This window comes from Streptomyces sp. NPDC041713, from assembly GCF_055591085.1.
This window is the reverse complement of the sequence record NZ_JBVIZY010000007.1, coordinates 293,964-306,396: the sequence shown is the minus strand read 5'-3', so window position 1 is coordinate 306,396 and position 12,433 is coordinate 293,964. Positions and strand designations below refer to the sequence as shown.

Below are 12,433 nucleotides of genomic sequence, written 5' to 3'. Positions count from 1 at the left end.
TTCTCCGAGCTCAGCGTAGTCGGCGGTTCTGACATGAGCCCGTCCTGGGACGTCCGCGACCTCGCGAAAGATACCCCCCGCCGCGGGTCGCGGACAGCCGAACGGGTGATCAGTCCCCGGTGAGATGTGTCGGAGCGAACATCTTCAGGAGCGCCGGCAGCACCACCACCGAAGGACCCGGCTCCGCCAGCGCCTTCGCGAGGTCCTCGCGCAGGGTCTCCGGGGTCGTCCTGACCCCCGGCACCCCGAAGGACTCCGCGAGCGCCACGAAGTCGGGGCGGGCCAGCTCCGTCGCCGTGGCCTCGCCGAAGGCGTCGGACATGTACTCGCGCAGGATGCCGTAGCCGCCGTCGTCGACGATCAGCCAGGTGACGTTCAGCCCGTACTGCCGGGCGGTCGCCAGCTCCGCGATCGAGTACATCGCGCCGCCGTCGCCGGAGACCGCGAGGACCGGGTGCGAGGGGTCGGCGGCCGCCGCGCCGAGCGCCGCGGGGAAGCCGTAGCCGAGGCCGCCCGCGCCCTGCGCCGAGTGCATGGTGTTGGGGCGCCGCGCGTCGAACGCCGACCACGCCCAGTACGCCAGGATCGTCATGTCCCAGAAGGACGGCGACGTGTCCGGCAGGGCCTCGCGGACCGCGGCGAGCACCTGCCGCTCCAGGGCGAGGTCCTGCGCGTCGATCCGCTCACGGACCGCGGCGAGCACCCGCGCCACCCGCTCGGGGGCCGAGGGGTCCTCGCGGGGCGCGTCGATCGTCTCCAGGAGCGCGGAGAGGGCGATGCGCGCGTCCGCGTGGATGCCGATGCCGGGGTGGTTGGACTCCAGCTTCCCGGCGTCCGCCTCGATCTGGATCACCCGGCCGCGGGGCTGGAACGTGTGGTAGTTCGAGGACAGTTCGCCCAGGCCCGAGCCGACCACGAGGAGGACGTCCGCGTCCTCCAGGAAGTCCGTGGTGTGCCGGTCCTCCAGCCACGACTGCAGCGAGAGCGGGTGCTCCCAGGGGAAGGCGCCCTTGCCGCCGAAGGTGGTCACCACCGGCGCGTTCACCAGCTCGGCGAGCGCGCGCAGCTTGCCGGAGGCGTCCGACCGGACGACTCCGCCGCCCGCGATGATCGCGGGCCGCTCGGCGCGCGCCAGCAGGTCGGCGGCGACCGCCGTCAGCTCGGGGCGCGGAACGACGTCCTCCGGGGTGGCGTCCATCGCCGTGACGGCGGGCAGCGTCGTCTCGGCGAGCAGCACGTCCTGCGGGATCTCCACCCAGACCGGGCCGTGCGGCGCGGTGAGCGCCGACTCCCAGGCCGCGGCGATGGCGGAGGGGATCTGCGAGGCCGTACGGACGGTGTGCACGGACTTGACCACGTCGCGGAAGGACGCCTGCTGGTCGCGGAGCTCGTGCAGATAGCCGTGGCGGCCGCCGCCGAGCCCGGCCACCGGGACCTGGCTGCCGATGGCGAGGACCGGCGAGGAACCGGCCGCCGCCTCCTGGAGCGCGGCGAGCGACATCAGCGCGCCGGGCCCGGTGGAGAGCAGCAGCGGGGCGACCTCGCCGGTGATCCGGCCGTACGCGTCCGCCGCGAAGCCGGTGTTGTTCTCGACGCGGAAGCCCACGTACGAGAGCGCGGAGCGGCGCAGCGCGTCGAACATGCCGAGGGCGTGCTGGCCGGGCAGGCCGAAGACCGTCGTGGCGCCGAGGCCCTGGAGGGTCTCGACGACGAGGTCGCCGCCGTTGCGCCCCGGCGGCGGGTTCAGGGCGGCCTCGGTCTGGGCGGCGGTGGGCCTGAGGACCACGTCGTGGTCGTGCGTCACCGCGTGGCCCCCGTCCCGCGGGCCTCCGCGATCTGGCGGGACATGATCGTGGTCAGTTCGTACGCGGTGTGGGAGGCGGCGACCGCCGTGATCTCCGCGTGGTCGTAGGCGGGCGCGACCTCGACGACGTCGGCCGACACCAGGTTGCAGGAGGCGAGGCCGCGCAGGATCTCCAGGAGCTCGCGGGAGGTCATGCCGCCGGCCTCGGGGGTGCCAGTGCCGGGCGCGTGGGCCGGGTCGAGGCAGTCGATGTCGATGGAGATGTACAGCGGGCGGTCGCCGATGCGCTGGCGCAGCTGGTCGGCGACCTCGTCGGCGCCGCGGCGGTAGATGTCCGCCGAGGTGACGATGCCGAAGCCCATCTTCTCGTCGTCGGTGAGGTCCTTCTTGCCGTACAGCGGGCCGCGCGTGCCGACGTGCGAGAGCGCCTCGGTGTCGAGGATGCCCTCCTCGACGGCGCGACGGAACGGCGTGCCGTGGGTGTACTCGGCGCCGAAGTAGGTGTCCCAGGTGTCCAGGTGGGCGTCGAAGTGGAGCAGCGCGACCGGGCCGTGCTTCTTGGCGACGGAGCGGAGCAGCGGGAGCGCGATGGTGTGGTCGCCGCCGAGGGTCATCATGCGGGCGCCGGAGCCGAGCAGGTCGTCGGCGGCGGCCTCGATGGTCTCCACCGCCTCGTTGATGTTGAACGGGTTGGCGGCTATGTCGCCCGCGTCGGCGACCTGCGCGAGCGCGAAGGGCGAGGCGTCCTGCGCCGGGTTGTAGGGGCGAAGCAGGCGGGAGGCCTCACGGATCGCGTTGCCGCCGAAGCGGGCGCCGGGGCGGTAGGAGACACCGGTGTCGAAGGGCACGCCGACCACCGCGACGTCCGTCTTGCCGCCGACCTCGTCGAGGCGGGGCAGGCGGGCGTACGTCGCCGGGCCCGCGTACCTCGGGATGCGGGAGGAGTCGACGGGGCCGCGGGGGGTCGTCGGGGTCTCGGCGCTGCTCATGGTCGGTTTCCTCCTGTTGGTACGGGTACTGCGGTTCAAGTGTCGCGCGGCCCACCGACAGCGGGCCGCGCGGACGTCTAGACGGTCACCGGGGTCTCCGGTTCCGGTTCCTCGGCGCCGCGTCCGGCCAGGCGTTCACGCCAGGCGGCGAGCACGGCGGCGTCGGTAGGCTTCGTGGCGAGGGAGACGGCGACGTACACGGCCAGCGAGATCAACAGGCCGTAGGAGACGGGCTCGTTGGCGAGGATCCCGTACCCCCACATCAGCCCGATGACGGAGAGTCCGCCGGCGACGACGGCGGCGAGCGCGCCGGCCGCGGTGCCGCGCCGCCACAGGAGCCCGCCGAGGATCGGCACCAGCAGGCCGCCGACGAGCAGGTTGTAGGCGACGGTCAGGGCCTCGACGACGTCGTTGAGCACGATGGCGATGGCGATCACGGCGACGCCCATGACGAGGATGAAGGCGCGGTTGCCCTTGACCTCGTCGTGCGCCTCGCCGGCCGGCCTGCCGACCGCGCCGCGCAGCCGCGACCAGATGTCGTTGTTGGCGACGGTCGCGCAGGCGATGAGCGCCCCGGAGGACGTCGACATGACCGCGGCGAGCGCGGCGGCCAGGACCAGCCCCCGTACGCCCACGGGCAGTTCGTCCTTGACGATGGTGGCGAAGGCCGCGTCGGCGCTCGGCAGCTTCGGGTACATGACCTTGGCGGCGGTGCCGATGACGGCGCCCGCGATGGCGTAGACGAGGCAATAGGTACCGGCGACGGTGCCTCCGTAGCGGGCCACCTTGTCGCTGCGCGCGGTGAACACGCGCTGCCAGATGTCCTGCCCGATGAGCATGCCGAAGGTGTAGATCAGCACGTACGTGAAGATCGTCTCGCCGCCGACGCCGAGCGGGTCGAAGTAGGAGGTGGGCAGCTTCGCCTTCATCGCGCCGAAACCGCCCGCCTTGACGACGGCGATGGGCAGGAGCAGCAGGAGCACGCCGATGGTCTTCACGACGAACTGCACCATGTCGGTGAGCGTGATGGACCACATGCCGCCGAGCGTGGAGTACGCGACGACGATCGCGCCGCCGAGGACGATCGCCACGGTGCGGTTCAGGTCGAAGAGGACGTCGAAGATCGTTGCGTAGGCGATGGTCGAGGTGACCGCGAGCATCAGCGTGTACGCCCACATGACCACTCCGGAGATGACGCCCGCGCGCCCGCCGTAGCGCAGGTCGAGCATCTCGGAGACGGTGTACACCTTCAGGCGCGCGATGCGGGCCGAGAAGAACACGCTGAGCGCGAGGAGTCCGAGGCCGATGGTGAAGACCATCCAGGCACCGGAGAGCCCGTACTGGTAGCCGAGGCCGACGCCGCCGATGGTGGAGGCGCCGCCGAGGACGATCGCGGCCATGGTCCCGGAGTACATCCAGGGTCCGAGGCGGCGGCCCGCGACCAGGAACTCACTCTTCGACTTGGCGCGGCGCATGCCCCACCAGCCCATGGCCAGCATCCCGGCGAGATAGACGACGATCACTGTGTAGTCGACGGCCATAAGGGGGCCTCCTTCGCGCACCTCGGTGGCGTGTCGTGCAGATGGAGTGGGGGGTCCAGCCAGCGACCGGCCGCGGGGACATCCGCCCGTACCCGCTGCCTGTGGTCGGCACGACCTTAGGTGGCCGGAAAGCAACGCTGAAGTGTACGTTTCCTCCATTCCGCCCGACCGATACGGATGGAACGTCCACCATGACCGATCCGGCCGCCCCACCGACCCCGCCCGTCCCGCTCGCCGCCCTGCTGGCCCGCGAGGACCTGGGCCTGCGACAGCTCGCGGGTCCCGACGCGCGGGACGCCGGCACGGCCGTGCAGTGGGTGCACACCTCGGAGATGCCGGACCCCTACCCGTACCTGCTCGGCGGCGAGCTGCTGCTCACCGCGGGCGTGCACATCACCGACCCGGCGGGCGCGGACGGCCACCTGGACGACTACGTGGCCCGCATCCTCGCGGCGGGCGGCGCGGCCCTCGGCTTCGGCGTCGCGCCGCTGCACGACACGGTGCCGCGCGCCCTGGTCGAGGCCTGCGACCGGCTGGGCCTGCCGCTGGTCGAGGTCCCGCCGCGCACCACGTTCAGCGGCGTCGCCCGCGCCGTGTGGCGGCTGATGGCCGAGGCACGGCACGCGGAGCTGCGCCGGGTGACGGAGGCGCAGCAGGGCCTCGCCACGGCGGCGGCCCGCCCCGACCCGGTCCCGGCCGTCCTGCGGCAGCTCGCGGCCCGGCTCGGCGGGGTCGCGGTGCTGTACGGGCCGGACGGGGCGGAGCTGCAGCGGGCCGGGCACGCGCCGGACGACGGGGTGCGGGGCGCGCTGCGGGAGCTGACCGCGGTCGTCCGGCGCGCCGCCCCCGCCGCCCCGGCGTCCGCCGCCGACACCGCGGGGTCCACGCACCTCGCGGCCTACGCCCTGGGCGGCGGCCGGGGCTTCGCGCTGGGCGTCGCCACGGAGCGCCGGGAGCCGGGGGACCACACCATCGCCGGGGCGGCGGTCGTGCTGCTCTCGCTCCTCACCGGCGAGCACCAGGGCGCCTCCGAGGCGGCCCGCTCGGCGGCGCTGGTCCGGCTGCTGCTCGGGGCGCCGGTGGCGGAGACCGGCGCTCTCCTGGGCGGCGAGCGGTGGACCGTGGTGCACGCGCGCGGGGAGGGCGGTCCGCTGGCCGCGTCGGCGCTCGCGGCTGCGCTGGGCACGGGTCTGGTGGACCCGCGCGAGCCGGGGGACGCGGTACGGCTCCTCGTCCCGGCCGACCGCGAGGTCGCCCCCGCCGACGGCTGGACGCTCGGGGTCTCGGCCGCCGCGCCGCCCGCCGAACTCCCGGCCGCCGACGCGCAGGCGGCCCGCGCCCTGCGCCGCGCGGAGGCGACGCGCGTCCCGCTGGTGCGGCACCGCGAGAACGGGCTCGCGGGCCTCGTCGCCCCGGAGGAGGCCGACGCCCACGCGCGCGTGCTGCTCGCCCCGCTGGCCGCGGGCGAGGCCCTGACGCCGACACTGCGCACCTGGCTCTCCCTGCACGGCAGCTGGGACCGCACGGCGGTGGCCCTCTCCGTCCACCGCAACACGGTCCGCCAACGCATCGCCCGCTGCGAGTCCCTCCTGAACACGGACCTGAACGACCCGGACGTCCGCATGGAACTCTGGTTCGCCCTGAGCCGCTAGGGGCGCCCCATTAGGGGCGCGGGGAACTGCGCGACAAGCCACAACGCACCCGCACGGCAGGCCCCCGCGTAGCGCACCCGTCCCGCACCGCAGCCGCAGGCTGAACAACCCGCCCCCTGCGCAGAGCACTCGTCCCGCACAATGAGAGGCATGCCCATACCCACCCGCCCCGAGCTGGTCGACCACCTCGTCCGCACCCGCATCGCGGGCGACGTCGCCACGCCCCGCGAGAACAACCTCAGCCACTACAGGAAGCTCGCGAACGGCGACCGTCACTACTGGCTCGGTCTGGAGCTCGGCGACCGCTGGACGGACGAGCAGGACGTCCTCGCGGTGATGGCCGAGCGCTGCGGCGTCATCGACGACCCCGAGTACCGGTACGGCCAGGACACCATCGACCCGGAGCTGACGGTCGACGCCCTGGAGCGGATGGCCGCGCGGCTGCGCAAGGCGGCCGCCGGCAAGGAGCGGGTGCTGTTCGCCACCGGCCACCCCGGCGGCCTGCTCGACGTGCACCGCGCGACCGCCGCGGCACTGCGCGCGGCGGGCTGCGAGATCGTGGTGATCCCCGAAGGCCTCACGGCCGACGAGGGCATGGTCTTCCAGTTCGCCGACGTGGCGATGCTGGAGCGCGGCGCCACCCTGTGGCACACCCACTCCCCCGAGCCGATGAACGCGATCCTGGACGGCCTGGAGCGCGAGGGCAGGCCGCAGCCCGACCTCGTCGTCGCCGACCACGGCTGGGCGGGCCGCGCGGGCCAGCGCGGCCTGGACTCCGTGGGGTACGCGGACTGCAACGACCCGGCGCTGTTCCTCGGCGAGTCCGAGGGCACCCTCCAGGTGACGGTCCCGCTCGACGACCACGTCACGAGCCCGCGCCACTACGACCCGATGACGGCCTACCTGCTGGACGCGGCGGGGCTCACGTCCGGCTCCTGACCGGGCCCCGGCGTCGGGTCCAGGTACACCCGCCGGATCGCCGGGAAGCGTTCCTGCAGGCGCCGTGCCATCCGGTCGCAGGCCCGCTCGATGTCCCCGGCCGACGACATGTCCCGGAAGTCGACCTTCGCGGCGACCAGCGCCTCCTTGGGCCCCTGGAGCAGCGTGGTCAGTTCCAGGACGTCGACGACGTGCGGGTCGGCGAGCAGTTCCGCGCGGACCGCGGACCGCATCTCCGCGGGCAGCGGGCGCCCGATCAGGAGCTCGGAGTTGGCGTGGCCGAGGACCCACGCCACGTAGACGAGCAGGACGCCGATGCAGAGCGAGGCGACGCCGTCCCACGCGCCGGAGCCGGTGAGCTGTCCGCCGAGCAGTCCGGCCGCGGCGAGCACCAGGCCCACGAGCGCCGCCGAGTCCTCCATGACGACGGCCTTGACCGCGGTGTCCGGGGTGTGGCGGAGGTAGCGCTTGATGTGCACCCCGAAGCGGTCGGCCTCGCCGCGCGCCTGCTTCAGGCCGGTGCGCAGCGAGTACCCCTCCAGGAGGAAGGCGACGGCGAGCACGATGTACGAGACGAGCGGGTCGCCGGGGTCCTCACCGTGCGTGAGGGTGTGGATGCCGTCGTAGACGGCGAAGACGCCGCCGCCGACGAAGGTGGCGACGGAGGCGAGCAGCGCCCAGATGTAGCGGGCGCCCCCGTAGCCGAGCGGGTGTTCCTCGTCGGCGGGCCGGTCGCTGGCCTTCAGGGAGACGAGCAGCATCAGCTCGGTGACGGTGTCGGCCACGGAGTGCGCCGCTTCGGAGAGCATCGCACTGGACCCGCTGATGACGCCCGCGACGGCCTTGGCCAGCGCGATCCCGAGGTTGGCGACGGCTGCGACGACGACCGTGAAGGTGCTCTCTCCGCCCTGCGACGGTTGCTCACTCATGTGTCGGACGGTATGTCCGATCAGCGGGCGACGCGAACCCCGGGGCTCACCGCGGTACCCGGATCAGGGCTCACCGCGGTACCCGGATCAGCCCCTCCTGGATGACGGTGACCGCGAGCCGGCCGTCCTGCGTCCAGATCCGCGCCTGCCCGATGCCCCGCCCGCCGGACGAGGTGGGCGACTCCTGGTCGTACAGCAGCCACTCGTCCGCGCGGAAGGGCCGGTGGAACCACATGGCGTGGTCGAGCGAGGCGCCGACGACGTCGCCGACGGCCCAGCCCCCGCGCCCGTGCGCGAGCAGCACGGAGTCGAGCAGCGTCATGTCGGAGACATAGGTGGCGAGGCAGACGTGCAGCAGCGGGTCGGCCGCGTAGTCCGCCAGCTTGCCGTTGGCGCGGAACCACACCTGGGAGCGCGGTTCGCGCGGCTCTCCGACGGTGCCCCAGGGCGGTGCGTCGGCGTAGCGCAGGTCGACGGCGGCGCGGGTCTCCAGGAGCCGGTCGGCGACATCGCGCGGCAGGTGGCGCGGGAGCATCTCGGCGGCCGTGGGCAGCGTCTCCGGGTCCTGCGCGGGCGGCATCGGGGCCTGGTGCTCCAGCCCCTCCTCGTACGTCTGGAAGGACGCGGAGAGGTGGAAGATCGGCTGCCCGTGCTGGACGGCGACGACGCGGCGCGTGGTGAAGGAGCGGCCGTCGCGGATCCGGTCGACCGTATACACGATGGGCGCGCCCGGGTCTCCGGGGCGCAGGAAGTACGCGTGCAGGGAGTGGGCGGGCCGATCGTCGGGGACGGTGCGTCCGGCGGCGACGAGGGCCTGCGCGGCGACCTGGCCGCCGAAGACGCGGGGCACGAGCGCCGAGCGGCTCACGCCCCGGAAGATGTCCTCCTCGATCTGCTCCAGGTCGAGCAGATCGAGAAGGGCGTCAAGTGCCTGGTTCATGAAGCTAGTTCTACAGGGCGTCTCTACCGGCCTGCCTCTCCCGGGTGATCCCTACAGGCCCATGTTCTTCGCGATGATCATCTTCATGACCTCGCTGGTGCCGCCGTAGATGCGGTTGACGCGGTTGTCCGCGTACAGGCGGGCGATGGGGTACTCGTTCATGAAGCCGTACCCGCCGTGCAGCTGCAGGCACTTGTCGATGACGCGGTGCGCGACCTCGGTATTGAAGAGCTTCGCGGAGGCGGCCTCGGCGGCGGTCAGCTCGCCGGCGTCCAGCGCCTCCAGGGCGCGGTCGGCGACGGCCTCGGCGGCGTCCACCTCGGCCTGGCAGGCGGCCAGTTCGAACTTGGTGTTCTGGAAGGAGGCGACCGTCTTGCCGAACACCGTACGGTCCTGCACGTACTCCTTGGCGAACCGGACGGCGGCCTTGGCCTGCGCGTACGCGCCGTAGGCGATGCCCCAGCGCTCGGAGGGGAGGTTGCTGCCGAGGTAGTAGAAGCCCTTGTTCTCCTCGCCGAGGAGGTCCTCGACGGGCACCTTCACGTCGACGAAGGCGAGCTCGGCGGTGTCGGAGGTCTTCAGGCCGAGCTTGTCGAGCTTGCGGCCGATGGAGTAGCCCTCGGACTTGGTGTCGACGGCGAAGAGGGAGATGCCGTACCGGCGGTCCTCGGCGGTGGGCGCGGAGGTGCGGGCGCAGACGATCACGCGGTCGGCGTGCACGCCGCCGGTGATGAAGGTCTTGGAGCCGTTGAGGACGTAGTGGCTGCCGTCGGCGGAGAGCTTGGCGGTGCTCTTCATGCCCGCGAGGTCGGAGCCGGTGCCCGGCTCGGTCATCGCGAGGGCCCACATCTCCTCGGCGGAGACGAACTTCTCCAGGTAGCGCTTCTTCTGCTCGTCGGTGGCGAGCGCCTTGATGTACGGCAGGGCGAGCAGCACGTGCACACCGGAGCCGCCGAAGGTGACGCCCGCGCGGGCCGTCTCCTCGTACTGGATGGCCTCGAACTTGTGCGTGTCCAGGCCCGCGCCGCCGAACTCCTCGGGGACGTTGATGCCGAAGAGGCCCAGCTCGGCGAGCTTGTAGTAGAACTCGCGCGGCACCTGACCGGCGGCGAACCACTCGTCGTGGACCGGGACGACCTCGGCCTCGATGAAGGCGCGCAGGGTCTCCCGGAACGCCTCGTGGTCCTCATTGAAAACGGTACGGCGCACGGGAAGCTCCCTCTACACGACGTCGACTAAGCGCTTGCTCAGACAACGTTACCCGCCGGTCACCGGGCCGTCCAGAGAAACCTCCTGTCGCCCCCGTCACCCGACCGCCGCCGCGAACGCCCCGCGCGCGAGGCGGTGCAGCAGGTCCGCCATGGCCGCCCGGCTCGGCAGCGCGTCCCGCCGGCTCAGGTGCGGGGTGGAGTTGAGCAGCCCGAAGACCGCGTGCACGGCCACCCGCGCCGCGTTCTCGGCGAGGTCCGGGTAGACCTTGCGCACGACGTCGACCCAGATCTCCACGTACTGCCGCTGGAGCTGGCGGACCAGCTTGCGGTCGCTGTCCCGCAGGCGGTCCAGCTCCCGGTCGTGCAGGGTGATCAGGGAGCGGTCGTCGAGCGCGAAGTCGATGTGGCCCTGGATGAGCGCGTCGAGCACCTGCCCCGGCGGCCCGCCCACCTCCGCCGCGCACCGCTTGCCGCCGGTCAGGAGCTGCCCGCTGATGCCGACGAGCAGCTCGGCGAGCATCGCGTCCTTGCCCGCGAAGTGGCGGTAGAGGCCGGGGCCGCTGATGCCGACGGCGGCTCCTATCTCGTCCACTCCGACTCCGTGGAAGCCGCGCTCGGCGAAGAGCCGGGCGGCTTCCTTGAGGATCTGCTCGCGACGGGTGGGGGCGTCGGTTCTCGTGGCCATGGAATTGATTCTAGACAGGCCGGTTAGCGATCGTTAACCTAAGGGAAACCGTTAACGGTCATTAACCGAGCAAGGGGGCTCGACTGATGCGGCAGGCACCAGTGCTGGCGAGCGCGGCTGACCCCGCGTCCGAGGCGTGGCGGGCGAACGAGGCGGCGCACACCGCCCTCGCCGAGGAGTTGCGGGCCAAGCTCGCGGCGGCCGGGCTCGGCGGCGGGGAGCGGGCGCGGACCCGCCATGTGGCGCGCGGCAAGCTGCTGCCCCGCGACCGGGTCGACGCGCTCCTGGACCCCGGCTCCCCCTTCCTGGAGCTGGCCCCCCTCGCGGCCGACGGGCTGTACGGCGGGGACGCCCCCGCGGCCGGCGTCATCGCCGGCATCGGCCGGGTCTCGGGCCGCGAGTGCGTGATCGTCGCCAATGACGCCACGGTCAAGGGCGGCACGTACTACCCGATGACCGTCAAGAAGCACCTGCGCGCGCAGGAGGTGGCCCTGGAGAACCACCTCCCGTGCCTCTATCTGGTCGACTCGGGCGGCGCCTTCCTGCCGATGCAGGACGATGTCTTCCCCGACCGCGAGCACTTCGGGCGGATCTTCTACAACCAGGCCCGGATGTCGGGGGCCGGCATCCCGCAGATCGCCGCGGTCCTCGGCTCCTGCACGGCCGGCGGGGCGTATGTGCCCGCGATGAGCGACGAGGCGGTGATCGTCCGCAATCAGGGCACGATCTTCCTCGGCGGCCCGCCCCTGGTGAAGGCCGCGACCGGCGAGGTCGTCACGGCCGAGGAGCTCGGCGGCGGCGAGGTCCACTCACGGACCTCCGGCGTCACCGACCACCTCGCCGAGGACGACGCCCACGCCCTGCGCATCGTGCGCACGATCGTCGCGACGCTCCCCGAGCGCCCCGAGGCGCCGTGGTCGGTGCAGCCCGTGGAGGAGCCGAAGGTCGACCCCCTGGGGTTGTACGGCGCGGTCCCGACGGACTCCCGCACCCCCTACGACGTGCGCGAGGTCATCGCGCGCGTGGTGGACGGCTCCCGCTTCCAGGAGTTCAAGGCGGAGTACGGCACGACCCTGGTGACCGGCTTCGCCCACATCCACGGCCATCCGGTCGGCATCGTCGCCAACAACGGCATCCTGTTCTCCGAGTCCGCCCAGAAGGGCGCGCACTTCATCGAGCTGTGCGACCAGCGCGGCATCCCCCTGGTCTTCCTGCAGAACATCTCCGGCTTCATGGTCGGCCGGGACTACGAGGCGGGCGGCATCGCCAAGCACGGCGCGAAGATGGTGACGGCCGTGGCCTGCACCCGCGTGCCCAAGCTGACCGTCGTCGTCGGCGGTTCGTACGGCGCGGGCAACTACTCGATGTGCGGGCGGGCCTACAGCCCCCGCTTCCTGTGGATGTGGCCCAACGCCAAGATCTCCGTGATGGGCGGCGAGCAGGCCGCCTCCGTCCTCGCCACGGTCAAGCGCGACCAGCTGGAGGCCGGCGGCGAGGAGTGGTCCGCCGAGGACGAGGACACCTTCAAGGCCCCGATCCGCGCGCAGTACGAGGAGCAGGGCAACGCCTACTACGCCACGGCCCGGCTCTGGGACGACGGCGTCATCGACCCCCTGGACACCCGGCAGGTCCTCGGCCTCGCCCTGACCGCCTGCGCGGGCGCCCCGCTGGGCGAGCCCGGCTTCGGCGTCTTCCGGATGTGAGGGGCCGACGATGAGCGACTTCAAGGAACGGACCACCCCG

At 72.6% G+C, this 12,433-nt stretch carries 10 protein-coding genes; 3 read left to right on the top strand and 7 right to left on the bottom strand.

From position 1 onward, the window contains the following. Nucleotides 1–109: 109 nt before the first annotated feature. The 3 genes from ACZ6CV_RS23525 to ACZ6CV_RS23515 form a co-directional block, all read right to left on the bottom strand. Complete coding sequence (locus tag ACZ6CV_RS23525; protein ID WP_469252672.1) at nucleotides 110–1,804, bottom strand: thiamine pyrophosphate-binding protein; 1,695 nt, start codon at nucleotides 1,802–1,804, stop codon at nucleotides 110–112. Continuing rightward, nucleotides 1,801–2,793, bottom strand: a complete 993-nt coding sequence (speB, locus tag ACZ6CV_RS23520; RefSeq protein ID WP_362368975.1) for an agmatinase — start codon at nucleotides 2,791–2,793, stop codon at nucleotides 1,801–1,803. The genes ACZ6CV_RS23525 and speB overlap by 4 nt, the downstream gene beginning before the upstream one ends. Nucleotides 2,794–2,870: 77 nt before the next feature. Beyond that, nucleotides 2,871–4,334 (bottom strand): sodium:solute symporter family protein, encoded by a 1,464-nt coding sequence (locus ACZ6CV_RS23515; RefSeq protein ID WP_469252671.1) that lies wholly within the window; start codon nucleotides 4,332–4,334, stop codon nucleotides 2,871–2,873. A gap of 191 nt (nucleotides 4,335–4,525) precedes the next feature. Here ACZ6CV_RS23515 and ACZ6CV_RS23510 point away from each other — a divergent pair, with 191 nt between their 5' ends. After that, entirely contained in the window at nucleotides 4,526–5,986 is a 1,461-nt protein-coding gene (locus ACZ6CV_RS23510; protein ID WP_469252670.1) for a PucR family transcriptional regulator, read from the top strand. A gap of 141 nt (nucleotides 5,987–6,127) precedes the next feature. Continuing rightward, nucleotides 6,128–6,925: a phosphatase gene (locus ACZ6CV_RS23505; protein WP_469252669.1), complete on the top strand. Its 798-nt coding sequence runs from the start codon at nucleotides 6,128–6,130 to the stop codon at nucleotides 6,923–6,925. Here the strand turns inward: ACZ6CV_RS23505 and ACZ6CV_RS23500 are convergent. The 4 genes from ACZ6CV_RS23500 to ACZ6CV_RS23485 form a co-directional block, all read right to left on the bottom strand. Continuing rightward, entirely contained in the window at nucleotides 6,886–7,854 is a 969-nt protein-coding gene (locus ACZ6CV_RS23500; RefSeq protein ID WP_469252668.1) for a cation diffusion facilitator family transporter, read from the bottom strand. The two genes, ACZ6CV_RS23505 and ACZ6CV_RS23500, sit on opposite strands and share 40 nt — an antisense overlap. A gap of 70 nt (nucleotides 7,855–7,924) precedes the next feature. Then, the gene (locus tag ACZ6CV_RS23495; RefSeq protein WP_469252667.1) at nucleotides 7,925–8,794 is read right to left on the bottom strand and encodes an acyl-CoA thioesterase; all 870 of its coding nucleotides are present in this window, start codon (nucleotides 8,792–8,794) and stop codon (nucleotides 7,925–7,927) included. Nucleotides 8,795–8,845: 51 nt separating this feature from the next. After that, nucleotides 8,846–10,003, bottom strand: a complete 1,158-nt coding sequence (locus tag ACZ6CV_RS23490) for an acyl-CoA dehydrogenase family protein (RefSeq protein ID WP_358705399.1) — start codon at nucleotides 10,001–10,003, stop codon at nucleotides 8,846–8,848. 96 nt (nucleotides 10,004–10,099) lie between these two features. Next, nucleotides 10,100–10,690, bottom strand: coding sequence for an SACE_7040 family transcriptional regulator (locus ACZ6CV_RS23485; RefSeq protein ID WP_362368954.1), 591 nt, complete (start codon nucleotides 10,688–10,690; stop codon nucleotides 10,100–10,102). 86 nt (nucleotides 10,691–10,776) lie between these two features. Between ACZ6CV_RS23485 and ACZ6CV_RS23480 the strand changes: the two genes are divergently transcribed. Next, entirely contained in the window at nucleotides 10,777–12,393 is a 1,617-nt protein-coding gene (locus tag ACZ6CV_RS23480; protein ID WP_469252666.1) for a carboxyl transferase domain-containing protein, read from the top strand. The last annotated feature ends 40 nt before the right edge of the window (nucleotides 12,394–12,433 follow it).

Excerpts from the sequence above, each read along its gene's own strand:
- speB (WP_362368975.1), bottom strand. The coding sequence starts at position 2,793 with ATGAGCAGCGCCGAGACCCCGACGACCCCCCGCGGCCCCGTCGACTCC.
- ACZ6CV_RS23505 (WP_469252669.1), top strand. The coding sequence starts at position 6,128 with ATGAGAGGCATGCCCATACCCACCCGCCCCGAGCTGGTCGACCACCTC.
- ACZ6CV_RS23500 (WP_469252668.1), bottom strand. The coding sequence starts at position 7,854 with ATGAGTGAGCAACCGTCGCAGGGCGGAGAGAGCACCTTCACGGTCGTC.
- ACZ6CV_RS23515 (WP_469252671.1), bottom strand. The coding sequence starts at position 4,334 with ATGGCCGTCGACTACACAGTGATCGTCGTCTATCTCGCCGGGATGCTG.
- ACZ6CV_RS23495 (WP_469252667.1), bottom strand. The coding sequence starts at position 8,794 with ATGAACCAGGCACTTGACGCCCTTCTCGATCTGCTCGACCTGGAGCAG.
- ACZ6CV_RS23510 (WP_469252670.1), top strand. The coding sequence starts at position 4,526 with ATGACCGATCCGGCCGCCCCACCGACCCCGCCCGTCCCGCTCGCCGCC.
- ACZ6CV_RS23485 (WP_362368954.1), bottom strand. The coding sequence starts at position 10,690 with ATGGCCACGAGAACCGACGCCCCCACCCGTCGCGAGCAGATCCTCAAG.
- ACZ6CV_RS23480 (WP_469252666.1), top strand. The coding sequence starts at position 10,777 with ATGCGGCAGGCACCAGTGCTGGCGAGCGCGGCTGACCCCGCGTCCGAG.